Source organism: Kineococcus endophyticus (assembly GCF_040796495.1).
GTDB lineage: Bacteria > Actinomycetota > Actinomycetes > Actinomycetales > Kineococcaceae > Kineococcus > Kineococcus endophyticus.
On the sequence record NZ_JBFNQN010000005.1, the window covers coordinates 147,531 to 171,810 of the forward strand.

22 protein-coding genes are annotated in these 24,280 nt (G+C 74.1%); 8 read left to right on the top strand and 14 right to left on the bottom strand.

What is annotated here, in order from left to right:
• Positions 1-51: 51 nt before the first annotated feature.
• Both AB1207_RS08500 and AB1207_RS08505 read left to right on the top strand, forming a co-directional pair.
• On the top strand, positions 52-810 hold the full coding sequence (locus AB1207_RS08500; protein ID WP_367637594.1) for a beta-phosphoglucomutase family hydrolase: 759 nt from the start codon (positions 52-54) through the stop codon (positions 808-810).
• Positions 807-3,161, top strand: a complete 2,355-nt coding sequence (locus AB1207_RS08505) for a glycoside hydrolase family 65 protein (RefSeq protein WP_367637596.1) — start codon at positions 807-809, stop codon at positions 3,159-3,161. The genes AB1207_RS08500 and AB1207_RS08505 overlap by 4 nt, the downstream gene beginning before the upstream one ends.
• A 99-nt stretch (positions 3,162-3,260) precedes the next feature.
• Here the strand turns inward: AB1207_RS08505 and AB1207_RS08510 are convergent, their stop codons facing one another.
• The 7 genes from AB1207_RS08510 to AB1207_RS08540 all read right to left on the bottom strand — a co-directional run bounded on the left by AB1207_RS08510 (position 3,261) and on the right by AB1207_RS08540 (position 10,180).
• Positions 3,261-3,710: a hypothetical protein gene (locus AB1207_RS08510; RefSeq protein WP_367637597.1), complete on the bottom strand. Its 450-nt coding sequence runs from the start codon at positions 3,708-3,710 to the stop codon at positions 3,261-3,263.
• Positions 3,711-3,741: 31 nt separating this feature from the next.
• A complete protein-coding gene (locus AB1207_RS08515; protein WP_367637599.1) occupies positions 3,742-4,185 on the bottom strand; it encodes a hypothetical protein in 444 nt (147 codons plus the stop codon).
• Positions 4,186-4,204: 19 nt separating this feature from the next.
• Entirely contained in the window at positions 4,205-4,942 is a 738-nt protein-coding gene (gene dapB, locus AB1207_RS08520) for a 4-hydroxy-tetrahydrodipicolinate reductase (RefSeq protein ID WP_367637600.1), read from the bottom strand.
• Positions 4,939-6,312, bottom strand: coding sequence for a M16 family metallopeptidase (locus tag AB1207_RS08525; RefSeq protein WP_437178889.1), 1,374 nt, complete (start codon positions 6,310-6,312; stop codon positions 4,939-4,941). The genes dapB and AB1207_RS08525 overlap by 4 nt, the downstream gene beginning before the upstream one ends.
• 1 nt (position 6,313) lies before the next feature.
• On the bottom strand, positions 6,314-8,560 hold the full coding sequence (locus tag AB1207_RS08530) for a polyribonucleotide nucleotidyltransferase (protein ID WP_367637602.1): 2,247 nt from the start codon (positions 8,558-8,560) through the stop codon (positions 6,314-6,316).
• A 251-nt stretch (positions 8,561-8,811) separates the two neighbouring features.
• The gene (gene rpsO / locus AB1207_RS08535) at positions 8,812-9,081 is read right to left on the bottom strand and encodes a 30S ribosomal protein S15 (protein ID WP_367637604.1); all 270 of its coding nucleotides are present in this window, start codon (positions 9,079-9,081) and stop codon (positions 8,812-8,814) included.
• A 133-nt stretch (positions 9,082-9,214) separates the two neighbouring features.
• On the bottom strand, positions 9,215-10,180 hold the full coding sequence (locus tag AB1207_RS08540; RefSeq protein WP_367637606.1) for a bifunctional riboflavin kinase/FAD synthetase: 966 nt from the start codon (positions 10,178-10,180) through the stop codon (positions 9,215-9,217).
• Positions 10,181-10,314: 134 nt separating this feature from the next.
• Here AB1207_RS08540 and pgi point away from each other — a divergent pair, with 134 nt between their 5' ends.
• Positions 10,315-12,021, top strand: a complete 1,707-nt coding sequence (pgi, locus tag AB1207_RS08545; protein ID WP_367637607.1) for a glucose-6-phosphate isomerase — start codon at positions 10,315-10,317, stop codon at positions 12,019-12,021.
• Positions 12,022-12,080: 59 nt separating this feature from the next.
• On the opposite strand, the gene AB1207_RS08550 is transcribed toward pgi, so the two are convergent.
• The 3 genes from AB1207_RS08550 to AB1207_RS08560 form a co-directional block, all read right to left on the bottom strand.
• Positions 12,081-13,163 (bottom strand): arabinan endo-1,5-alpha-L-arabinosidase, encoded by a 1,083-nt coding sequence (locus AB1207_RS08550; RefSeq protein ID WP_367637609.1) that lies wholly within the window; start codon positions 13,161-13,163, stop codon positions 12,081-12,083.
• 78 nt (positions 13,164-13,241) lie between these two features.
• The gene (locus AB1207_RS08555) at positions 13,242-15,116 is read right to left on the bottom strand and encodes a thioredoxin-like domain-containing protein (protein ID WP_367637610.1); all 1,875 of its coding nucleotides are present in this window, start codon (positions 15,114-15,116) and stop codon (positions 13,242-13,244) included.
• A 4-nt stretch (positions 15,117-15,120) separates the two neighbouring features.
• Positions 15,121-15,306, bottom strand: coding sequence for a hypothetical protein (locus AB1207_RS08560; protein ID WP_367637611.1), 186 nt, complete (start codon positions 15,304-15,306; stop codon positions 15,121-15,123).
• 150 nt (positions 15,307-15,456) lie between these two features.
• Here AB1207_RS08560 and AB1207_RS08565 point away from each other — a divergent pair, with 150 nt between their 5' ends.
• Complete coding sequence (locus AB1207_RS08565; protein ID WP_367637612.1) at positions 15,457-16,275, top strand: nuclear transport factor 2 family protein; 819 nt, start codon at positions 15,457-15,459, stop codon at positions 16,273-16,275.
• A gap of 9 nt (positions 16,276-16,284) precedes the next feature.
• Here AB1207_RS08565 and AB1207_RS08570 read toward each other — a convergent pair whose 3' ends face one another.
• On the bottom strand, positions 16,285-17,097 hold the full coding sequence (locus AB1207_RS08570) for a phosphotransferase (RefSeq protein WP_367637613.1): 813 nt from the start codon (positions 17,095-17,097) through the stop codon (positions 16,285-16,287).
• 3 nt (positions 17,098-17,100) lie between these two features.
• Positions 17,101-18,033: a sugar-binding transcriptional regulator gene (locus tag AB1207_RS08575; RefSeq protein WP_367637615.1), complete on the bottom strand. Its 933-nt coding sequence runs from the start codon at positions 18,031-18,033 to the stop codon at positions 17,101-17,103.
• A 90-nt stretch (positions 18,034-18,123) separates the two neighbouring features.
• Here AB1207_RS08575 and AB1207_RS08580 point away from each other — a divergent pair, with 90 nt between their 5' ends.
• The 4 genes from AB1207_RS08580 to AB1207_RS08595 all read left to right on the top strand — a co-directional run bounded on the left by AB1207_RS08580 (position 18,124) and on the right by AB1207_RS08595 (position 22,333).
• Positions 18,124-18,867: a GolD/DthD family dehydrogenase gene (locus tag AB1207_RS08580; RefSeq protein ID WP_367637616.1), complete on the top strand. Its 744-nt coding sequence runs from the start codon at positions 18,124-18,126 to the stop codon at positions 18,865-18,867.
• A 78-nt stretch (positions 18,868-18,945) separates the two neighbouring features.
• Positions 18,946-19,995, top strand: a complete 1,050-nt coding sequence (locus AB1207_RS08585; protein ID WP_367637617.1) for an NAD(P)-dependent alcohol dehydrogenase — start codon at positions 18,946-18,948, stop codon at positions 19,993-19,995.
• Positions 19,996-19,998: 3 nt separating this feature from the next.
• The gene (locus AB1207_RS08590) at positions 19,999-20,769 is read left to right on the top strand and encodes an SDR family NAD(P)-dependent oxidoreductase (protein ID WP_367637618.1); all 771 of its coding nucleotides are present in this window, start codon (positions 19,999-20,001) and stop codon (positions 20,767-20,769) included.
• Positions 20,770-21,028: 259 nt separating this feature from the next.
• On the top strand, positions 21,029-22,333 hold the full coding sequence (locus tag AB1207_RS08595) for a dicarboxylate/amino acid:cation symporter (RefSeq protein WP_367637619.1): 1,305 nt from the start codon (positions 21,029-21,031) through the stop codon (positions 22,331-22,333).
• A gap of 36 nt (positions 22,334-22,369) precedes the next feature.
• Here the strand turns inward: AB1207_RS08595 and AB1207_RS08600 are convergent, their stop codons facing one another.
• Positions 22,370-23,323, bottom strand: a complete 954-nt coding sequence (locus AB1207_RS08600) for a CE1 family esterase (protein ID WP_367637621.1) — start codon at positions 23,321-23,323, stop codon at positions 22,370-22,372.
• Between the two features lie 11 nt (positions 23,324-23,334).
• Entirely contained in the window at positions 23,335-24,219 is an 885-nt protein-coding gene (gene truB / locus AB1207_RS08605) for a tRNA pseudouridine(55) synthase TruB (protein WP_437178890.1), read from the bottom strand.
• Positions 24,220-24,280 lie beyond the last annotated feature (61 nt).

Here is a 24,280-nt window from a genome sequence, read left to right on the forward strand (position 1 = left end):
AGGGTCCGCGCCGACCTGCGGGCCGGGGGCGGCCCTCCTAGGGTGCGGAGCGTGCTGGGACTGCCTGACCACGTGACCGCGCTCCTGTTCGACCTCGACGGGGTGCTCACCGACACGGCCGCCGTCCACGACCGCGCGTGGACGGCGACGTTCGACGCGTTCCTGCGCGCGCACGCCGAGCACACCGGGGAGGAGTTCCGCGCCTTCGACCCCGAGGGCGACTACGCGGCCTTCGTCGACGGCAAACCCCGCGCCGACGGGGTGCGCGACTTCCTCACCTCCCGGGGGATCACACTGCCGGAGGGTTCGGCGGACGACCCCGCCGACCAGGCCTACGAGGACACGACGGTCGCGGGGCTGGGGAACCGGAAGAACGCCGACCTGCTGCGGCGCATCGACTCCGACGGCGTGGCGGTGTACGAGGGGTCCCGGCGCTACCTGCAGGCCGCCCGGGAGGCGGGCCTGCGGCGGGCGGTGGTGTCCTCCAGCGCGAACACCCGGCAGGTGCTCGAGGTGACGGGGCTGGCCGAGTTCGTGGAGGAGCGCGTCGACGGGGTCACGTTGGCCGAGCGGCACATCGCCGGCAAACCCGCCCCCGACAGCTACCTCGCCGGCGCCCGTGCGCTGGGCGTCGAGCCCGAGCACGCCGCCGTGTTCGAGGACGCGCTGTCAGGGGTCGCCGCGGGACGGGCCGGGGGTTTCGGAGCCGTCGTCGGGGTGGACCGCAAGGGTCGTGCCGACGCGTTGCACGAGCACGGGGCGACGCTCGTCGTGGGCGACCTCGCCGACCTGCTGGGACCGGCGTCGTGATCGCGCAGGACACCTTCCCGGTCGACCCGTGGCTGGTGCGGGAGACGCAGCTCGTGCTGGACCTGCTCGGCTCGTCCGAGTCCGTCTTCGCGCTGTCCAACGGGCACATCGGGTTCCGCGGGAACCTCGACGAGGGCGAACCGCACGGCCTGCCCGGGACGTACCTGAACTCCTTCCACGAGGAGCGTCCGCTGCCGTACGCCGAGGCCGGCTACGGCTACCCCGAGGTCGGGCAGACGGTCGTCAACGTCACCGACGGCAAGCTCGTCCGGCTGTTCGTCGACGACGAACCCTTCGACGTGCGGTACGGGACGCTGACGTCGCACGAACGCGTGCTGGACCTGCGGGCCGGGACGCTGGTGCGGACGGCGGAGTGGACCTCCCCGGCGGGCAAGCGCATCCGGGTGCGGTCCACGCGCCTGGTCTCGTTCGTGCAGCGCGCCTGCGCCGCGGTCGAGTACGTCGTGGAGGCGGTCGACCAGCCGATCCGCGTCACGCTGCAGTCCGAGCTCGTCGCCAACGCCGCCATGCCCGAGCAGTCCGACGACCCGCGGGTGGCGGCCGTCCTGAGCTCACCGCTGCAGGCCGTCGAGGGCGACTCCGGGAGGGCCGGGGCCACGCTCGTGCACCGCACGCGGGTCAGCGGGCTGCAGATGGCCGCGGGCATGGAGAACCACGTGGCCGCGCCGGGCCGGGTGGACGTCGAGACCCACGACGCGCCGGACTGGGCCCGCACCACGGTCGTGTCGTCCCTGGACCCCGGTCAGGAGCTGCGGCTGACGAAGTTCGTCGCCTACGGCTGGTCGGCGCTGCGGTCGACGCCGGCGCTGCGCGACCAGGTGGCGGGGGCGTTGTCGGGGGCGCGGTTCACGGGTTTCGAGGGGATGCTCGCCGAGCAGCGGGAGTACCTCGAGGAGTTCTGGGACGCCGCGGACGTCGAGGTCGAGGGCGACGCCGAGGTGCAGCAGGCCGTGCGGTTCGCGCTGTTCCACGTCCTGCAGGCCGGGGCGCGCGCCGAGCAGCGCGGCATCGCCGCCAAGGGCCTGACGGGGCCCGGGTACGACGGGCACACGTTCTGGGACACCGAGGCGTACGTCCTGCCCGTCCTGACGTACACCGCCCCGCAGGCGGCGGCCGACGCGCTGCGCTGGCGGGCCCGCACGGTCGACCCCGCGCGGCAGCGCGCCACCGAGCTCGGTCTGCGCGGCGCGGCCTTCCCGTGGCGCACGATCCGCGGCCAGGAGTCCAGCGGGTACTGGCCGGCGGGGACCGCGGCGTTCCACGTCAACGCCGACATCGCCGCCGCGGTCGAGCGGTACCGGGTCGCGACGGGCAGCGAGGACCTGGAGACCGACGGGGGCCTCGTCGTCCTCGTCGAGACGGCGCGGCTGTGGATGTCGCTGGGCCACCACGACGCCCGCGGCGGCTGGCACGTCGCCGGGGTCACGGGTCCGGACGAGTACACGGCCGTCGTGGTCGACAACGTCTTCACGAACCTCGCGGCGGCGCAGAACCTCCGGGTGGCCGCGGACGCCTGCGCCCGCCAGCCCGACCTGGCCCGGTCCCTCGGTGTCGACCTGGAGGAGCAGGCGACGTGGCGGGACGCGGCCGCCGCCGTCGTCGTCCCCTACGACGAGGACCTGCGCGTCCACCAGCAGTGCGAGGGGTTCACGCGGCGGCCCGAGTGGGACTTCGAGGCGCACCGGGAGTACCCGCTGCTGCTGCACTCGCCGTACTTCGACCTGTACCGCCGGCAGGTGGTCAAGCAGGCCGACCTGCAGATGGCGCTGTTCTGGTTCCCCGACGCCTTCAGCGCGCAGGACAAGGCGCGCGCCGTCGACTACTACGAACGCCGCACGGTGCGGGACTCGTCGTTGTCGGCTGCGGTGCAGGCGATCACGGCCGCCGAGGTGGGGCACCTCGAACTGGCCCACGACTACGTCTACGAGGCGGCGACCGTCGACCTGCGCGACCTGCACCACAACACCGGCGACGGCCTGCACATGGCCTCCCTCGCCGGGACGTGGCTGGCCCTGGTCCACGGGTTCGGCGGGATGCGCGACACCGGCGGCGCGCTGAGGTTCGACCCGCACCTGCCCTCGGGGATGTCCCGGCTGCGGTTCACGATCCGGTGGCGGCAGGCGAAGCTGTGCGTCGACGTCCGCCCCGACGCCGTGACCTACACCGTCCGCGACCACGGCTCGAGCATCGACCTGCGCCACGGGGACGAGGAGCTCACCGTGCACTCCGGCGAGCCGGTGACGCGGCCCCTCACGACCCTCGTGCCGCTGCTCCCCCGCCCCGTCCAGCCGCCCGGCCGCGCGCCGCACCACCGGGACCTCCCCAGCTGACCGCCCGTTCCCGCGTGGAAAACACTCTTTCCGCCCTTCGAGAGCGCTCTCGAGGGGCGGAAAGAGTGTTTTCCGCGCAGGAACGGGCGGTGCGAGCGGTCAGGCGCGCGTGAAGGTGGCCGTCATGGCGGTGTGGCGCTCGCCGTCGGCGAGGGGGACGTTGTCCATGCGCAGGGCGAGGGCATCGGCGTCGGAGGCCAGGGCCACCTCCCAGCGCCACCGACCCTCGGCGTAGTCGTAGGCCACGACGACGGTGCCGTCCTCGTGGACCCGGCCGGTGAGGACGCGGGCCTCGGGAGCCTGGTGCCAGGAGTCGCCCCAGAGCGCGACGACCGGGCCGGCGTCCGGGGTGCCGTCGGCGGGCCCGAGGGCGAGCAGTCCCGCCTGGGGGCCGTCGTCCGGGTGCTCCCAAGTGTAGGCGACCGTCGTCATGGCCCCGCTCACCTGCACGACGGCCGTGGCCGGCGCGGGGTGCGGGGCGTCGTCGGCCAGCAGTCGGAAGGCGTTCTCGCCGGTCCAGGTCCCGGCGCGGTCCGCGGAGGAGGACATGCACCGAGCGTAGCCATCGACGCTCAGGACGTCAGGACGGCGAGCGGTGCAACTTGACGGCGTGGCGGGCGGCGGCCCGGCCGCGACGGCGGTCACCGGCGGCGTCGTAGGCGATGGCCAGGCGGTACCAGGCGCCGGCGTCCTGCGGGGTCGCCTCCACCTCGGCCTTGGCCTGCTCCCACTCGCGGGCCCCGGCGGCCCGGTCGATGCGCCCGGCCGCGGTGCGTTCGAGGTCGTCCGCGGGCAGCTCACCGCGCTCGGCGAGCTCGCGGCCCAGCCGCTCGGTGGCCAGGCCGAAGAGGAGCTCGCGGACCACGGCCCACAGCCCCACGACGGGCAGCAGGAACAAGGCGATGCCCAGGAGGACCCCCGCCCACTCGCCGGTGCGGACGAGCTGCACCCCGAGGTTCCCGAGGAAGACGAAGTAGAACAGCAGCGCGGCCACGCTGACCGCGATGACGACCTTGGTGCGCACGCCCGCCACTGCTCCGTCCTCAGTCCAGGTCGAGGTAGTGCTCGAGGCCGACCGTCACGCCCGGGCGGGACGCGACCTGTCGCACGCCGACGAGCAGACCGGGCATGTACGCGGACCGGTCGTAGGTGTCGTCGCGCAGGGTCATGGTCTCCCCCGGCCCACCTAGCACGACCTCCTGGTGGGCGGTCATCCCGCGCATCCGGACGGCGTGGACGTGGATGCCGTCGACGACCGCCCCGCGCGCGCCGGGCAGCTCGGTGGTCGTGGCGTCCGGCACGTCGCCGAGCCCGGCGTCCGCGCGGGCGGTCGCGATGAGCTTGGCGGTGCGGATGGCCGACCCGCTGGGGGCGTCGACCTTGTCCGGGTGGTGCAGTTCGACGACCTCCACGGACTCGAAGAACGGGGCGGCCTTCGCCGCGAGCTGCATGACCAGCACCGCCCCGATGCCGAAGTTCGTCGCGATGAGCACGTGGCGGTCGGCGGCCTGCGCCCACGCCGTCACCTGCTCGACGCGGTCGGCGGTGAAGCCCGTGGTGCCGGTGACGACGTGCATCCCCTGACCCAGGGCCCACTCGACGTTGGCCATGACCTGGTCGGGCACGGTGAGGTCGACGAAGACGTCGCTGCCCACCGCCGCGGCGAGGTCGTCACCGCGGCCGAGGGCGGCCACCAGTTCGAGGTCCGGCGCGGCCTGCACGGCGGCGACGGCGAGCGACCCCATCCGCCCGCGCGCCCCCGCCACGGAGACCCTCGTCACTGCACGACCCCGGTGAAGCCCGTGTCGTCGCCGAACGGGCCGACGACGGTCACGGACCGCGGACGTGCGAGCAGGTCGGCCGCCATGGCCTGGACCTCCTCGGCCGTCACGGACCGGATCCGCGACAGCACCGCGTCGACGTCGAGGAACTGCCCGTGGGTCAGCTCGGACTTGCCGAGGCGGTTCATGCGCGAGCCGGAGTCCTCCAGGCCCAGCACGAGACCACCGGTGAGCTGGCCGATGCCACGGGCCAGCTCCTCGCTCTCCAGCGGCGCGTCGCCGAGCTTCGCGAGCTCGGCGAGCATGAGGTCGCTGACCTGCGCGGCCTTCGCCGGGGAGCACCCGGCGTACAGGCCGACGTAGCCGGAGTCGGCGTAGTTCGCGTTGAACGAGTACACCGAGTACGCCAGGCCCCGCTTCTCGCGGACCTCCTGGAACAGCCGCGAGCTCATCCCGCCGCCGAGGACGGCGTTGAGCACCGAGAGCGTGAACCGGCGCGGGTCGGTCGCGGTGATGCCCGTCATGCCCAGCAGGACGTGCGCCTGCTCGGTCTGCCGGTCCACCACGAGGGCGCGGCCGCGGTCCAGACCGCCGGCCACCTCGCCGCTGACCCGGCGGGCCCGCGGGGCGGCCTGGCCGAGGTCACCGGCGGCGCGGTCCAGCTCGCGCTGCACCGTGGCGACGACCTCGTCGTGGTCGAGCCCGCCCGCGGCCGTGAAGACCAGCGTGGAGGGCTGGTAGTGCTCGCGGTAGTGCGCCCAGACGTCGTCGCGGCCGACGGCCCGGATGGTGTCGGGGGTGCCCCCGATGGGCCGGGCCAGCGGGTGCTCGCCCAGGACCAGCTCGGCGAAGCGCTCGTGCGCCACGTCGCCCGGGTCGTCGTCGTTCATCGCCAGCTCCTCGAGGATGACCTCGCGCTCGCTGGTGAAGTCGTCGTCGTCGAGGACGGCGGAGGTGACCATGTCGGTCACGACGTCGATCGCCATCGGCAGGTCGGAGTCCAGGACCCGTGCGTAGTAGGTCGTGTGCTCCTTGCCGGTGGCCGCGTTGGCCTCCCCGCCCACGGCGTCGAACGCCGAGGCGATGTCCATCGCGTCACGCCGCTCGGTGCCCTTGAACAGCAGGTGCTCGAGGAAGTGCGTGGAGCCGAAGTGGCCCTTCGTCTCGTCGCGCGAACCGACGCCGACCCAGCAGCCGATGCTCGCCGAGCGCTGCCCCGGCATGGCCTCGGTCAGCACGCGGGCCCCGCACGGCAGCACCGTGCGGGTGACGACGGCCCCGTCGACGTCCGACAGGACGGTGGTAGCGGGAACCCCGCCGGCCGCCACGGTGGGCAGCTCGACGGGGTTCCCGGTCGGGTTCGACGTCACGTCAGGCGTCGGCCGTCTCGGCGGCGTCGGCGGAACCCTCGGCCGCGGCCTCCTCGGCGACGACCGGCACGAGCGACAGCTTGCCGCGCGGGTCGATCTCGGCGATCTCGACCTGGACCTTCTGGCCCACCGAGACGACGTCCTCGACGTTGTCCACGCGCTTGCCACCGGACAGCTTGCGCAGCTGCGAGATGTGCAGCAGGCCGTCCTTGCCGGGCATGAGCGAGACGAACGCGCCGAAGGTCGTCGTCTTGACGACGGTGCCGAGGTAGCGCTCGCCGACCTCGGGCATCGTCGGGTTGGCGATGGCGTTGACCGCTGCGCGGGCCGCCTCCGCCGAGGGACCGTCGACGGCCCCGATGAACACCGTGCCGTCGTCCTCGATGGAGATGTCGGCGCCGGTGTCCTCCTGGATCTGGTTGATCATCTTGCCCTTGGGCCCGATGACCTCGCCGATCTTGTCCACGGGGACCTTGACGGTGATGATGCGTGGCGCGGTCGGCGACATCTCGTCCGGGGTGTCGATGGCCTCGGCCATGACGTCCAGGATGTACAGGCGCGCGTCGCGGGCCTGGGTCAGCGCACCGGCCAGGACCGAGGCCGGGATCCCGTCGAGCTTGGTGTCGAGCTGGATCGCGGTGACGAACTCCTTGGTCCCGGCGACCTTGAAGTCCATGTCCCCGAACGCGTCCTCGGCACCGAGGATGTCGGTCAGCGCCGCATAGCGGGTCTCGCCGTCGACGGTGTCGGAGATGAGGCCCATGGCGATGCCGGCGACGGCCGCGCGCAGCGGGACACCCGCGTTGAGCAGCGACAGCGTCGAGGCGCAGACGGAGCCCATCGAGGTGGACCCGTTGGAGCCCAGCGCCTCGGAGACCTGGCGGATCGCGTAGGGGAACTCCTCGCGGGCCGGCAGGACGGGGACGAGGGCGCGCTCGGCGAGGGCGCCGTGCCCGATCTCGCGCCGCTTGGGCGAGCCCACGCGACCGGTCTCACCGGTCGAGTACGGCGGGAAGTTGTAGTTGTGCATGTAGCGCTTGCGCGTCACCGGGGACAGCGTGTCGAGCTGCTGCTCCATGCGGAGCATGTTGAGCGTCGTGACCCCGAGGATCTGGGTCTCGCCGCGCTCGAACAGCGCCGAACCGTGCACGCGGGGCAGGACCTCGACCTCGGCGGACAGCGTCCGGATGTCGGCCAGGCCACGACCGTCGATGCGCACGCCGTCCTTCAGGACGCGCTGGCGGATCAGGGTCTTCTGCACCGAGCGGTACGCGGCGGAGATCTCCTTCTCGCGGCCCGCGTAGGCCTCGGCGAGCTCGCCCTTGACGCGGTCCTTGATCTCGTCGATCCGGGTCTCGCGCTCCTGCTTGCCGGCGATGGCCAGCGCGGCGGCCAGCTCGGTCGCGGACGCGTCGAAGACGGCCTGGTAGGTGTCGTCGGCGTAGTCCGGGAACGTCGGGAAGGCGGCGGTCGGCTTGGCGGCCGTGGCGGCCACCTCGGCCTGCGCGCGGACCAGCTCGGCGATGAACGGCTTGGCCGCCTCGAGACCGGCGGCCACGACCTCCTCGGTCGGGGCGGTGGCGCCCTGGTCCTTGATGAGGTTCCAGGAACCCTCGGTCGCCTCGGCCTCGACCATCATGATCGCGACGTCCTGCGACCCGTCCGCGGCGGTCACGACGCGGCCGGCGACGACCATGTCGAAGACGGCGCGCTCGAGCTCGGAGTGGCGCGGGAACGCGACCCACTGGCCGTCGATGAGCGCGACGCGCACGCCACCGATCGGGCCGGAGAACGGCAGGCCCGAGAGCTGGGTGGACAGGGAGGCGGCGTTGATGGCCACGACGTCGTAGGCGTCGTCGGGGTGGATCGCCATGACGGACACGACGACCTGGACCTCGTTGCGCAGACCCTTGACGAAGCTCGGGCGCAGCGGGCGGTCGATGAGGCGGCAGGCCAGGATCGCCTCGGTGGAGGGGCGGCCCTCGCGTCGGAAGAACGAGCCGGGGATCTTGCCCGCGGCGTAGCTGCGCTCCTCGACGTCGATCGTCAGGGGGAAGAAGTCGAACTGCTCCTTCGGCGACTTGCCGGCGGTCGTGGCGCTCAGCAGGAACGTCTCGCCGTCGAGGTAGACGCTCGCGGAACCGGCGGCCTGCTTGGCGAGGCGGCCGGTCTCGAAGCGGACGGTGCGGGTGCCGAACGAGCCGTTGTCGATGACGGCTTCGGCGGCGGTGATCTCAGGACCCTCCAAGGGGTTCCTCCTCCGGGTTGGCGCGGCACCCGCGCGCCCCGGCCTTCGATCGAGACCCACGGAGGGCCCAGCTGGGCTGGGACGTCCGGAGGCCACTACCGAGGACCGGTGCGACGCTGCGCGGTACCGCTGGGTGTGCTGCTCGCAGGTGGTGCACCTGCGAGTCTGCCGCGAGTGCGGCACGGACGCGCAACAGGGGTGGCCCCGAGAAGCGGGACCACCCCTGTCGCGTCAGGTCCCTGACCGGTGGGTCAGCGACGGATGCCCAGTCGCTCGATGATCGAGCGGTAGCGGTTGATGTCCTTCTTGGCCATGTACTTGAGCAGGTTGCGACGCTGGCCGACCAGCAGCAGCAGCCCGCGGCGGCTGTGGTGGTCGTGCTGGTGCGTCTTGAGGTGCTCCGTCAGGTCGCGGATGCGCTGGGTCAGCATCGCGACCTGGACCTCCGGCGAGCCGGTGTCGCCCTCGGTGGTGGCGTACTCGGCCATGATCTTCTGCTTCGTGGCGGCGTCGAGGGGCACTCGTCTCTCCTTGCACTCGTTGCGCGGTGCCTCGGGGCTGATCCACCCGGGCGCTCTGGGTCCGCGGCCGATCGAACGGCAGTGACCAGGCTACCAGCGGGCCACCCGGGCCAGGACCAGGGGTGCGCCGGCCTCAGCCGAGCAGCAGAGCGCGGCAGCGCGCGACGTCGCGCTCCATCTGCTCCACGAGCGGGCCGATCCCCTCGAAGCGCAGCGTCGGGCGCAGGTGGGCCACGAAGTCCAGGTCCACGCGCTCGCCGTAGAGGTCCAGGACGTCGTCCGGTCCGGCCCCGGGCTGGCCGGGCAGGCAGTACGCCTCGACCTGGCGGCGCAGGCCGTCGAACGTCGGGTTGGTGCCGATGGACACGGCCGCGGCCAGGCGCACGCCCGAGGGCCGGGTGAGCCAGCCCGCGTAGACGCCGTCGGCCGGCACGAGCCCCACGGCGCCGTCGGTGTCGAGGTTGGCCGTGGGGTAGCCGAGCTCGCGGCCGCGGTGGTCGCCGTGCACGACGGTCGAGCTCACGCGGTGCGGGTGCCCCAGCATGTGGTCGGCGCGCTCGACGTCCCCGGCGGCCAGCGCCTCGCGGACGGCGGTCGAGCTGACCCGGTGCTCACCCGTCCCCGGGTCGCCCAGGTCGTCGAGCACGACCACCTCGAAGCCGTGCCGGCGGCCGAGCTCCTGCATGGTCGCCAGGTCCCCGGAGTTGGCGCGGCCGAACCGCACGTCGTGGCCGACGACGACGACCTGCGCCCGCAGCGCGGTGACGAAGACGTCCTCGACGAAGCGCTCGGGGCTCCAGGCGGCGAGCTCGCGCGTGAACCGCATGACGAGCACGGCGTCCAGCCCGGTGCGCTCGAGCAGGTCGAGGCGGTGGTCGAGCCCGGTCAGCAGCCCGGGGGCCCGGTCGGGGTCGAGGACCTGCAGCGGGTGCGGGTCGAAGGTGACGGCGACCGACCCGAGACCGCGCGAGCGGGCGAGGTCGGCGACCCGTCCCAGGACGGCGGCGTGACCGCGGTGGACCCCGTCGAAGTTGCCGATGGTGACGACCGACCGGCCGAACCCGGGTTCGACGTCTGACAGGTCTTCCCACCGCTGCACGCTGACACTGTGCCAGCAGCCGGTCGCGCACCCCGAACGCGGGCTGGCTAGCGTCGTGGGCGGGACCCACCGTCGTGGACCGACGCAGCAGACTCGCCGAGCCCGTCCGCGGGCCGCAGCACAGGAGGACACAGATGACCGAGGACCACGTGAAGGGGCCCGTCGACCCGACCACCACGGCGGCCTGGTCGACGCTGACCGACCACCGCGAGGCCACCACCCCGGACCTCGCCGGCTGGTTCGCCGCCGACCCCGAGCGCGCCCGGCGGCTGAGCTTCGGCGTGGCCGACCTCTTCGTCGACCTCTCGAAGAACCTCGTCACCGACGACACGGTCGCGGCCCTGCTGCAGCTCGCCGAGCAGACCGGCGTCCTCGCCCGTCGCGACGCGATGTTCGCCGGCGAGCACATCAACGTCACCGAGGACCGCGCCGTCCTGCACACCGCGCTGCGCCGTCCGCCGGGTTCGGCCCCCGCCCTCGTCGTCGACGGCCAGGACGTCGACGCCGACGTGCAGGCCGAGCTGACCAAGGTGTTCGCCTTCGCCGACGCCGTCCGCAGCGGGCAGTGGAAGGGCGTCACCGGCAAGGCCATCACGCACGTCGTCAACATCGGCATCGGCGGGTCCGACCTCGGCCCGGTCATGGCCTACGAGGCCCTGAAGCCGTACGTGCAGGCCGGGCTGGAGTGCCGGTTCGTCTCCAACATCGACCCGACCGACGTCGCCGAGACGACGAAGGACCTCGACCCCGAGACGACGCTGTTCATCGTGGCCTCCAAGACGTTCGGCACGCTGGAGACCCTGACGAACGCCCGGCTGGCGCGCGCCTGGCTGTGGCGCGAGCTGGCGGCGGCCGGTGTCCTCGCCGACGACGACGCCGCCCGCAAGGACGCCGTGGCCAAGCACTTCGTCGCCGTGTCGACCGCCCTGCAGAAGGTCGCCGACTTCGGCATCGACCCCGCGAACGCGTTCGGGTTCTGGGACTGGGTGGGCGGCCGGTACTCCGTCGACTCCGCGATCGGCACGTCGCTGGCCGTCGCCGTCGGCCCGGAGAACTTCCGCGAGTTCCTCGCCGGGTTCCACGCCGTCGACGAGCACTTCCGCACCACCGAGCCGGCGCAGAACGTCCCGCTGCTCATGGGCCTGCTCAACGTCTGGTACGTGAACTTCCTGGGCGCGCACACCCACGCGGTGCTGCCCTACTCGCAGTACCTGCACCGGTTCGCGGCCTACCTGCAGCAGCTCACGATGGAGTCGAACGGGAAGTCCGTCCGCTACGACGGCGAACCCGTCACGACCGACACCGGCGAGGTCTTCTGGGGCGAACCCGGCACCAACGGCCAGCACGCGTTCTACCAGCTCATCCACCAGGGGACCCGGGTCATCCCGGCCGACTTCATCGCGTTCGCGACGCCCGCCCACCCCCTCGTGGACGAGGCCGCCGACGGGGCCGACGTCCACGCGCTGTTCATGGCGAACTTCTTCGCCCAGACCAAGGCGCTGGCGTTCGGCAAGTCCGCCGAGGAGGTCCGCGCCGAGGGCACGGCCGAGGACGTCGTCCCCGCGCGGGTGTTCTCGGGGAACCGGCCGACCACGTCCATCATGGCGCCGTCCCTGACGCCGTCGGTGCTCGGTCAGCTCATCGCGCTGTACGAGCACATCACGTTCGTCGAGGGCGCTGTGTGGGGCATCGACAGCTTCGACCAGTGGGGCGTGGAACTCGGCAAGAAGCTGGCGCTGGAGATCGCGCCCGCCCTGACCGGGGACTCCTCGGCGCTCGACGCGCAGGACCCCTCGACGGGGTCGCTCATCCGGTACTACCTGGAGCACCGCGCGAACTGACCCCCGGGTGACGTTGCGCCGCCGCGGGATCCGGCTGGATCCCGCGGCGGCGCAACGGGTCAGGCCGGCGGGGTCCCGTCGCCGGGACCGTAGGAGAACTCCGGCCAGCCGTCCGCCCACTCGACCTCGCGCACCTGCATGCGGATCGTCCCGCCGGTGCGCGCGTCGTAGTAGTGGTGCACGGCGTACGTGCGGCCGCGGTCCTCGAGCACGTCGAGCGCACCGGGTCCGACCTGGTTCCCTCGCGCGCGCAGCAGCGACGTCCCGCCCCCGTCGGCCATCGGCCGGCCGGTCCGGTCGACGAAGGGACCGGTGGGGCTGGTGGAGCGCCCCACCACCGTCTCGTAGGTGCTGTCGACACCGCGGCAGCAGGCCCCCCAACTCGCGGTGAGGTACCAGAACCCGCCGTGCCGGAACACCTGCGGGTTCTCGATCGCGTTCGGCGGGACCTCGGGGTTGCTGGCCAGGTGCCGCACGGGCCCGACGGGGGTGTCCATGTGCCGCAGTTCCTGCACCTGGATCCCGCCCCAGAAGGAACCGAAGGCGATCCACCACCTCCCGCCGGCCTGGTAGACGTCGGGGTCGATCGCGTTCCAGTCGTCCTCCGCGTCCGAGGTCAGCACGGGCCCGTGGTCGACCCAGCTGTCCAGGTCGCCGGGCGTCCGCGTCGTGGCCAGCCCGATGGCGGACCGGTTCGTCCCGAAGCTGCTGGCGGCGTAGTAGAGGTGGAAGGTTCCGCCGCGTTCGACGACGTGCGGGGCCCAGAGGTGGGCCACGCCGTAGTCCCGCGTCCAGGCCGGCAGGTCGATCGCGCCCAGGGAGACCCACGGGCCGGCCGGGGACCGGTCGGAGCGGCGCAGGAAGATCCCGCCCGGGTCGTCGGGGTTCGCGATCCCCGTCGAGGCGACGTAGTAGATGCCGCGGTCGGAGAACAGGGTCGGGTCGTGCACCGGGTCGTCGATGACGCCCTCGACGTAGTCGCCGACGTCGCCCGTCATCACGAGCTTGCCGGTGGGGGGCGGGCCCTGGTGCCCGTTGGCCGATGCGGTGGCCGTGGCGGGGACGGACAGCGCCAGCACCGCGACGGTCGCGGCGAGGGTCCGGCGGCGGTGGGTGCGGTGGCTTCGGGTGGAGGCGTCCACGGCGTCGTCTCGCTCTCGTCGTCGAGGTCGGGTCGCCCCTACCCTGCCCGTCCCTTGCAGCGATGTGAAGGGGTCGGGTCAGTCCGCCGGCAGGGTGAGCGGCACGCGGTCGGAGCCGTCCGCGGCAATCCGGACGGGCACGTCCCACTCCGCGCGGTGCAGGCGGCAGGCCGCGCCGGGCCTGCCGTCGTCGTCGCACGTCGCCGCCCGCGCCGCGACGTGGAGCACCCCCTCGGTCGCCCCGTCGGCCAGGACCAAGCGGCGCGAGAGCGCCTGTCCCGCAGCCGGTCCCGCGAGCAGGAGGGTCAGGGGCGTCGCGGTGACGACGAGGTGGGTCCCGCCGTCCCCCCGCTCGTCCACGCGCGTCCCCGGCGGCGGGGTGAAGGCCACCTCGAGGAGGACCTCCCCCGGGCGCAGCTCGACGGGCGGCGTCGCGGCGCGCCGGTCCCGGCCGGGGGCGACATCGCGCACGAGCCGGTGCCCGGCGCTCTCGACCGTGGTGAGCACCGGGCCGTCAGGCAGCACGTCGACGGGTTCGGCGAGGTCGCGCAGGACCGTCGTCACCTCCTCCGCCACCGGGTCGTAGCGACGGACCGCGCCGTTGAAGGTGTCGGCCACCAGCACCGTCCCGTCGGTGTCGACCGCGACGCCGAGGGGGTGCTGGAACTGCGCCCGTCCGGCCGGCCCGTCGCGGAACCCGAACTCGAACAACCCCGTGCCCACGTGCGTCCGGACGACGTACCCGGGACGGGCCACGGGGTCGACGTTGGCGAAGCGGTGGTCGGTGACGACGGGAACGGTCCGGTCGGGTTCGTCCCCGGACTCGTTGCGGCGCAAGCTCCGCAGCGCGGACGTCTCCGCGTCGACGAACCAGAGCCTGTCCCCTCCGGACCCGACGGCGAGCGCCGAGGGTTGCGCGCACCACGCCGCCTCCGCCGGGCCGTCGAGGATCCCCTCGGCCGTCGTCCCGGCGAGGACGCGGACCACTCCCGGTTCGGGGTCGAACGCCCAGAGCTGGTGCACGCCGGCCATCGCGACGACGAGCTGGCCGTCGAACCACGCGACACCCCAGGGACTGGACAGGTCCTGCGCGAGTGCGGGTCCGCCGCCGTCCCGGCGCCGCGCGGGACGACCGGTCCCGGCGACGGTGCGGACGGACCCGTCGGCCAGCCGGACCCCGCGCAGCGCGTGGTTGCCGGTGTCGGCGACGACGACGTCGTACCCGACGCGCTCGGCCACGTCGGCCGGCAGCAGGGTCAGACCCTGCGGACCGGCGAACCGGGGGGTCGTCCCGTCGCGCAGGCCGCGCTCCCCCGTGCCGATCCGCCGGAGCTCGGTGGTGAGGTCCCCGTCGAACTCCACGAGCCGGTGGTGCCCGGCGTCGGCGACGAGGACCGACCCGCCCGGCAACCGGAGGGCGCGGGCCGGGAACCGCAGCACCGACGGCTCGGGCTGCCGGGTGACCTCCAGGGAACCGTTGCGGCGCAGCGTGCCCTTCCGGCCGTGCTCCTCGACGAGGTCCGCCACGATGGTCCCCAGCTCGGTCGCGTGCCCCTCCCCGGACAGGGTCGCGACGACGTACCCCTCGGGGTCGAGGACCACGAGCGTCGGCCACGCGCGCGCCGCGTAGGCCCGCCAGGTGACGAGGTCGGCGTCGTCGAGCACGGGGTGGTTCACCCCGAGGCGGTCCACCGCCGCGTCGAGCGCGACGGGGTCGGCCTCGTGGGGGAACTTCGGCGAGTGCACGCCGACGGTGACCAGCACGTCCGCGAACGCCTCCTGCAGCGGCCGCAGCTCGTCGAGGACGTGCAGGCAGTTCACGCAGGAGCTCGTCCAGAAGTCGAGCAGGACCACCCGCCCCCGCAGGTCCTCGGGCGCGAGGGCAGGGCTGTTCAGCCACCGGCGGCCGACGAGCCGGGGCGCCCGGACCCGGGGACCCCGCGACGACAGCACCCCGTCAGACGCCGGGGAAGGGGAACCGCAGGACGGCCGCGCGGTTGGGGTCCTCGGACGGTCCGGGTTCGGGCACCGGGCCGACGTCGAGCTCGGCGACCGTGTCCTCCGGCCGGGTCCGCGGCGGGAGCGTGCGCCAGCGCGCCCTCGGGTCGGCCGACGTCCGTGCGTCCTGCGCCACCTCGTCCACGACTGCCTCCTCGGTCCGTCGAGCGCCACGTCCGCCGGCCCCACTGTCGCACCGGGCGACCGTCCCGGCCAGCCCCGCCGACGGCAGGGCCGTGACCACCGTCACATCAGGAAACCTGAACGTCAGCGTGGCCCGCGGCGTGTCGGGGGCGTGAGATCCCGACTCCTCGTCCTGGCCGCCGCCGGCCTCGCCACCGCCGTCCTCGCCGGGTGCAGCGGATCCTCCGCCGCCGACCCCGCGCCGTCCCCGAGCTCGACCTCTCCCTCGACCTCCACCGCGTCCCCGGCAGGCGACGACCGCCTCGACCGGACGGCGGAACAGGCCAACCTCGCCGTGGTCGACCAGCTCTTCCGGACGGCCCCGCCCGGGCTGACGGCCGGGAACCGGGCCGTCGTGGCCCGCACCGCCGCCGACGGTCCGTACGTCGCGGTGCACTGGCACGACGCGCAGGACCCGTCCCAGGCGTGGTCCGGCACGGCGCGCGTGGACCTGTTCCGCCTCGACGCGGGCAAGGTCGTCCAGCACTGGGCCCTGTCCCAGGACGTCCCCGCCGCGGGCGCGAGCGGCCACACGATGTTCGACGACGCGTGGACCGGGACCCCCGCGACGCTGACCGAGGAGCAGGAGGAGCGCCAGCGTCAGTTCGCGGTCGGCGCCTACGACACGTTGTTCCGCGACCAGGACGTGACCGTCCTCGACCGGTCCTTCGATCCCGACTACCGGCAGCACAACCCGCTGGTCCCCGACGGGACCGCCCCGCTGAAGCAGTTCTTCGCCGGCTCGTCGTTCCCACCCCAGGAGTCCGCGCTGTCGCTGTCCGACGGGGACGTCGTCTGGACGTTCTCCCGTCCCGTCGGCGGTGCGGCGCAGGACTTCACGGCCGCCGACCTGTTCCGCGTGGTCGACGGGAAGATCGTCGAGCACTGGGACGTCGTCCCGGTCGCCGCGGTGGGGCCGACCGCAGCCTGAGCCCTCGGATCACCAGGGCCGCAGCACCTCCCGCAGCAGCAGCGCGCGGTGGCGCAGGATCCACCGCGCGCTGTCCGTGCGCCACGCCAGCGCCCACAGCGGCTCGGGGTCGGTGCTCTCGGGCCGGACGTGCGCCTCGTCGGCCTGGGCGGCCGCGTCGGCCACGGCCACCTCGACGAGCAGCTCGACCAGCTCCTCCCGGCGGGCGAGCGGCAGCCCGTACCCGTCGAGCAACTGCCGCAGCTGCCGCGCCCGCTGGAGGGGACTCCCCAGCCCTTGCCGTTCGGCCACGACGTCGCCGACCAGCTGGCAGTTGAGCCAGCCCGCCTGGGCGAGCTCGACGAGCGGGTCGACGGGACCGGCCGCCTCCCAGTCGACGAGGGCCACCGGGAACCCGGCGCGGGACACCCAGTTCCACGGGCCCGTGTCGCCGTGCCCGACGACGCGCGGGCCGCGGCCGAGCTCGCGGACGAACCAGGGCTGCCACCGCGCGCCCGCCGGGGGCTCGAAGTCCGCGACCGCCCGGTGCAGCCCCCGCAGGGCGACACCGACACCGCCGACGGCCTCGTCCGCCCACGGCGCGGGGGCGAGGACCTCTCCCGGGACGAACTCCACGGCCTCCCGGCCGTCGGCCGCGAACCCCGTCCCCACCGGCCGCGGCGCCCCGGCGAACCCGCGCTCGGCGAGGTGGTGCAGCAGGGCGATCACGGCCTGCGACCACGGCGTGGCCGGGCGCAGGACGACGTCACCGCGCCGCGTCACGGCAGTCCGGCCACCACCGGTCAGCGCCACCTCGTCGTCGGGGTGGAGGTCGGGGTCCACGCCTCACCCCTCCCGGCGCAGGAGCCGGCGCGCGAGGTGCACGTCGGTGACGACGGAGGACAGCAGACCCGACCGCAGCAGCGCGTGGACGGCGTCCGTCTTGCCCCGTCCGCCTCCGACGCCGATGACGTCCGGGACCGCGCGCAGCTGCTCCTCCGAGATGCCGAGGCGGCGGTCGTCGAGCCCGGGGACGCGTCGGCCGTCGGCGTCGACCAGCAGCGCGCCGGTCTCGGCAACGACCCCCGCCGCGGCCAGCCGTGCGGTCTCCACCTCCCCCAGCAGCGCCGGGATCTGGGAGTGCTCGGGGGACCAGGCGCCGACCGCGACGACGGCGCGCGTCACCCGGGCGTGGGCCGCCAGGGTGGGGCGCAGGGCGCGGTGCGCGCGCAGCGTCGCTGCCGTCCGGGCGTCGCCGACGACGAGCGGGGCGAAGATCGAGAAGACCCGTCCGCCACTGGCCTCGCTGACCACGCGCGTGATGTCGGTCGCGGTGGCGCCCAGCTGACCGCCGAGGCCGGTGATCTGCACGACGTCGCACGCGGCGATGCCCTCGAGGTGGCCCGTCATGGCCCGCAGCGTGCGGCCGCAGTCGATGCCGAGCACGTCGTCGGCGGTGACGACCTCGCGCAGCAGGTCGGCGGCGACCTGGCCGAGGGGTTCGCGGACCCGGTCCTCGTCGGGCGTCTGCACCGCGAGCGCCCGCCGCAGTCCGTAGCGGGCCCGCAGCTCGTCGGAGACGGCGTAGTCGATGCCCGCGGGCGCCCGGACGTCGATGCGCACGATGCCGGCGGCCCGCGCGGCCTGCAGGACCCGCCCGACCTTGAACCGGGAGAGCCCCCGCTCGGTGGCGATGTCCACGCGGGAGACCCCGTCGACGTAGTGCCGGCGCGCGATGGCGACCACCTCGGTCAGCTCCTCCGGACCCACGCGCCCCATGCTCGCCGACGGCGGCTCGGAAGCGCAGCAGACTGCTCACGTGAGCAGACCGGTTGACCGGGCCCGTCCGGCTGCCCAGCATTCGGTGCCGTGACCCCGGAGCACTCCCGCAGCGGCGCGGGCGACCGCGTGGCCCTCGTGACGGGCGGCGCCAGCGGCATCGGCGCGGCCGTCGTCGCCGCCTACGCGGCCGAAGGCACCCGGGTCGCCGTCCTGGACCGCGACGAGCGGGCCCTGACGGGCGCCGGTGGCGACCTGCACGTCGCCGCGGACGTCACCGACCCCGTGGCCGTCGAGGAGGCCGTGGCGACTGTCGTGCGGGAGGCCGGCCGGCTCGACGCCCTCGTCGGCTGCGCCGGGACGGCGACGATCGCGCCCGCCCTCGACATCGACCTCGCCGGATGGGCCCGCACGCTCGAGGTGAACCTGACCGGGACCTTCGTCGTCGCGCGCGCCGTCGCGCGGCACCTGGCGGCGCACGGCGGCGGGCGCATCGTGACGATCGCCTCCCAGGCCGCGAGGGTCGGGCTGGAGGGGCACGTCGCCTACGCCGCCTCCAAGGCCGGACTGCTGGGCATGACCCGCACCCTCGCCCTGGAGTGGGGACCGCTGGGCATCACCGTGAACACCGTCTCCCCCACCGTCGTCCTCACGCCGCTGGCGCGGCCGAACTGGGAGAACGCGGCGGGTGAGGCGTTGCGCGCGCAGATCCCCGTGGGCCGGTTCGCCGAACCCGAGGAGGTCGCGGCCGCCGTGCTGTACCTGACGGGGCCGGGTGCGGCCATGGTCAGCGGGCACGACCTCGTCGTCGACGGCGGGTACACCGTCCGGTGACGGGACGGGCCTGAGAGGCTCCCCCAGAGTTCCACCCGCAGTTCGACCTCTGCGTTCCACCTCGACGAGGAGAAGACCATGACCGGGACCACCGTCCCCACCACGATGCGCGCGAGCGTCCTGCTGAAGCAGGGCGTGGTCGAGATGCAGGAGCGTCCGGTGCCGACGCCCGGCGACGGCGAGGTCCTCGTCCGCGTCGGCTCCGTCGGCGTCTGCGGTTCCGACGTCCACTACTACAAGCACGGCCGCATCGGCGACATGGTCGTGACCGCCCCGATCGTGCTGGGGCACGAGGTGTCCGGCACCGTCGTGTCCGTCGGCCGCGGGGTCGCCGAGTCCCGTGTCGGGGACCGCGTCGCGATCGACCCGCAGGTCCCCTGCCGCCAGTGCCGGCAGTGCAAGACGGGCCGCTCGAACCTCTGCCCGTTCATGGAGTTCTACGCGACGCCGCCCTTCGACGGGACGTTCTGCGACTACGTCACCGCCCCCTCCGACCAGGCGTACACCGTGCCGGACAGCCTGTCCGACGAGTCCGCCGCCCTGCTCGAACCGCTGAGCGTGGGGTTGTGGGCCGCGCACAAGGCCGACGTCGGCCCGGGCGACCAGGTGCTCATCGCCGGCGCCGGCCCGATCGGCGCGATGTGCGCCCAGGCCGTGCGCGCCCGCGGGGCGACCGACGTCGTCGTCACCGACTTCGTCGACTCCCGCCGCGAGCGGATCACGTCGTTCGGTGCGACCCGCGCACTGCACCCGGTCGCCGACGCCGAGGAGATCGCCGCCCTGCGCGCCGACGCGTTCATCGACTGCTCCGGCGCGACGCCGGCCGTGCTCTCGGGGATCGGCAGCACCCGTGGCGGCGGCACCGTCGTCCTCGTCGGGCTCGGCGCGGAGGAGATGCCCCTGCCCGTGCAGCTCATCGCCACGCGGGAGATCTCCGTCACCGGGGTGTTCCGCTACATCGACACCTGGCCGCGCGGCATCGCGCTGACCACCTCCGGCGCGGTGCACCTGGACGACATGGTCACCGCGCGGTACCCGCTGGAGCAGGTCGAGGACGCGCTCAACGCCGACTCCGACCCGCTGAGCATGAAGGCCGTCGTCGTCGTCAACGCACCCGAGGGGAACTGAGAGATGACCGTCCTGGACACGTTCTCGCTGCAGGGCAAGGTGGCCCTCGTCTCCGGCGGCTACCGCGGGCTGGGCCGCGCCTTCGCCCAGGCCGTCGCCGAGGCCGGCGCCGACGTCGTCGTGGCCGCCCGGAACGAGGAGGCGTCGGTGGCCGCGGCCGCCGAGATCGCGGCGAGCACCGGCCGCCGCGCGCTCGGGCTCCGCCTGGACGTCACCTCCCGCGCCGAGGTCGAGGCCGCGATCGCGCGCACGACCGAGGAGTTCGGGACGCTCGACGTCCTGGTGAACAACGCCGGCACCTGCGTCCACCGCCCCGCGCTGGACGTGACCGACGAGGAGTACGACGACGTCATCACGACGAACCTCAAGGGCGTGTGGCTGCCGAGCACCGTCGCCGCGCGCTGGATGGCCGAGCACGGCGGCGGGAGCATCGTGAACATCGGCTCCATCAGCGCCTCCATCGTCAACCGCCCGCAGCTGCAGCCGGTCTACAACGCCTCCAAGGCCGCGGTGCACCAGCTGACGAAGTCGCTCGCCGCGGAGTGGGCGCCGCTGGGCATCCGCGTCAACGCCGTCGCGCCCGGCTACGTCAAGACGGAGATGGCGCCCGTCGACCGGCCCGAGTTCCGCCGGATGTGGATCGAGGACGCGCCGATGCAGCGGTACGCGAGCCCGGAGGAGATCGCCGCGACGGTCGTCTACCTCGCCTCGGACGCCTCGAGCTTCTCGACGGGGTCGGTCGTCGTGACCGACGGGGGCTACACGCTCTTCTGACCCTCCGCGCGCGCCGCCGGGGTCCGCATCGTTGGCACCTCGCTTCCGATCATCGGGAGCGAGGTGCCGACGATGCTCCCCCGAGCGGAGCGAGAGGCGGCGGGAACAAGTGCGCCGGGGCCACGGTTCCCACCCTCGGCATGGACATGGCACAGGACTTCACCGAGCGGCTCCACATCGACCTCGGGCGGGCGCAGAGCGCCAGGTAGCGGGACGGCACACCACCGTTCCCGCCACCCCGTCGTCCCAGGAGTCCACCATGCTCACCCGCCTGCGCCGCACGCCGTTCGGCGTGCAGGTCCTCATCGGTCTCGTCCTCGGCATCGCCCTGGGCGCGCTCGCCCGCTCGATGGGCGGCACCGACGAGGACCCCAACTGGCTCACCACGACCCTGACCACCATCGGGTCCACCTTCGTGACGATGCTGCGGGTCCTGGTCCCGCCGCTCGTGGTCCTCGCCGTCCTCACTTCGATCGCCAACCTGCGGCAGGTGACCAACGCCGCCCGCCTGGCCTGGCAGACGCTGCTGTGGTTCGCGATCACCGCGCTCATCGCCGTCGGCATCGGCATCGCGATCGGCGTCCTCACCGACCCCGGCGAGCGGTCGTCCGTCGCGGCCAGCGCCGCGAAGGACCCGTCCTCGACGGGCTCCTGGCTGGACTTCCTGCAGGGCATCGTCCCGGGGAACACGTTCGGGCTGGAGGCGTCCGCTGCGAAGGACGGCAGCATCTCGCTGAACTTCAACGTGCTGCAGCTGCTCGTCATCGCCGTCGTCCTCGGCGTGGCGGTCCTCAAGGTCGGCGAGAAGGCCGAGCCGGTCCTGGCCTTCGCCCGCTCCGCGCTGGCCGTCGTCCAGACCGTCCTGTGGTGGGTCATCCGGCTCGCCCCCATCGGCACCGTCGGCCTGCTCGGCAAGGCCGTCGCGACGTACGGCTGGGACGCCCTGAGCCCACTGGGCGTGTTCGTCGTCGACGTCTACGCCGGGCTCGCGCTCGTCGTGCTCGTCGTCTACCCGCTGCTGCTGAAGGCCCACGGCCTGAGCGTGCGCAGCTTCGCGGCCGGGGTGTGGCCGGCGACCCAGCTGGGGTTCGTGTCGCGCTCGTCCATCGGCACGCTGCCGGTGACGCAGCGCGTGACCGAGGACCTGGGCGTCCCGCAGTCCTACGCCTCCTTCGCCGTGCCGCTGGGCGCCACCACGAAGATGGACGGCTGCGCCGCGATCTACCCGGCCCTGGCCGCGATCTTCGTGGCCGGCTTCTTCGGGGTCGACCTGTCGATCACCGACTACCTGCTCATCGCGTTCGTGTCCGTCGTCGGCTCGGCCGCCACGGCCGGCCTCACCGGCGCCACCGTCATGCTCACGCTGACGCTGTCGACGCTGGGGCTGCCGCTGGCCGGCGTCGGGCTGCTGCTGGCCATCGACCCGATCCTCGACATGGGCCGCACGGCCGTGAACGTCACCGGGCAGGCGCTCGTCCCGACCATCGTCGCCAAGCGCGAGGGCCTGCTCGACCTGGCCCGCTTCCGCGACCGGCGCGGGGTGCGGGAGACCGTCTCCGCCTGACGGTCGCCCGGCCGTCGCCTGGCGGTCCAGGACCGTTCAGGACGTCGCGGCCACCGACACGACGAGGTCCGTGGCCGACCACCCGGTCTCGGCGCGCGTCGGCCACCCGTGCCCGGCCCCCGGCAGGCGGTACACCGTCACCGGGGCCGGGCCCGGCCACGTCGTGACCTGCACCGGACCCGTCAGCGAGGCCCCGCCCGGGAGCGTCCACCGCTCCGGGGCGGGGCCCGTCGCGTTCGCCCGGCGGAAGGCCGCCACCGTCTCGTCCACCGACGCCAGCGCCGGCAGCCACGCCGAGCGGGCGGCCCGGCCCGCCCACGGCTGCACCGGGTCCGCGTCCCCGTGGCTCACCCAGACCGGGGGGCCGGCCCCGCCGCGCACGGCGGCGGGCAGGGGGCGGGTCGCCCCGGGGCCGGCGAGCAGCTCACCGGAGACCGCGACGGCGCCCGCCCAGTCCAGCGGGTGCCGGGCCGCCAGGACCATCGCCATGCCGGCGCCGTTGGAGAACCCGCTCACGACGACGCGGCCGGGGTGCACGGCGCCCTCGGCGACGAGCTGCGCCACGACGGCGCGGACGAAGGCGGCGTCGTCCGGTCCGTCCGGCCCGAGACGTCCGTCGTTCCAGGCCCGGCCCGCGGCCCGCGGCACGACGAGGGCGACCCCCGCCTCCGAGGCCGCGGCCGCCAGCCCGGTCCCGCGCGCGAAGGCTCCCGCCTCGCCGTCGAGGCCGTGCAGGGCCACCACGAGCGGCGCGCGTCCCGGGACCGGTGCCGGTTGCCAGAGGTAGCCGCGGGTCCCGCCCGCCGTCGCCAGCGAGCGTTCGACGAGCCGGGCGTCGGGCCTCGGGAGGTCGGGTGCCGCGACGTCGGGGGCCGCCACCACGGGCGTGGGGGGCGCCGGGGCCGCCTCCCGGACCCCGGCGCCACCGAGCAGCAGGACGAGCGCGAGGGCCGGGACGAGGACGGCACCGTCCCTCCCCCGACCCCTCACGGTGACCGACCCTAACCGCCCGTCACGAGGACGAGCAGGGGTTTGGCTCCACGCGGGGTGTCGCCGACGAGGGCCACGAGCGTCCCGTCGGGCGCGAACGCCCCGACGGGTCCCTCCAGCCCCGTCGCGGGGAGGAACCCGCCGTGCGCCAGGTTCCCCGCCTGGCGCTCGTCGACGTCCAGCACGGGGAACAGCCGCCGCGCCACCGCGGCGAGCGGCTCGACCCGCGGCTCGGTCTCCACCTGCTCCAACGTGCGCGCCTCGTCGAGCGTGAAGGGACCGGACCGGGTGCGGCGCAACGCCGTCAGGTGCCCGCCGACCCCGAGGGCCCGCCCGAGGTCGCGGGCCAGGGCCCGGACGTAGGTGCCGCTGGAGACCTCCACGACGACGTCGAGGTCCAGGAACGGGCCGTCGACGCGCCGGTCGAGGACGTCGAAGCGGGACACCGTCACCGGCCGCGGGGGCAGCTCGACGTCCTGCCCGCCGCGCACGCGGGCGTAGCTGCGCTGCCCGTCGACCTTGATGGCGGACACCGAGCTGGGGACCTGCTGGATCGGCCCCGTCAGCGCCCCGACGGCCGCGGCCAGCGCGTCGTCCGCCACCGCCGTCGCGTCCACCGGCTCGCCCAGCGGCTCCCCCTCGGCGTCGTCCGTGACCGTGGCGACCCCCAGCCGCACGGTGGCGGCGTAGGCCTTGTCGTGCGCGACGAGGTGGGTGAGGAACTTCGTGCCGCGGTTGGCGCCGAGGACGAGCACCCCCGTCGCCGCCGGGTCCAGCGTGCCCGCGTGCCCGACGCGTCGCGTCGAGAGCAGGCGCCGGCAGCGGCCCACGACGTCGTGGCTCGTCCAGCCCGCCGGCTTGTCGACGACGAGGATGCCGTCCCCCACCCCGCTCACGCCGCACCCCCGGCGGCGAGACCCGCGCGGAAGACACTCTTCCCGCCCCTGGAACGGCCCC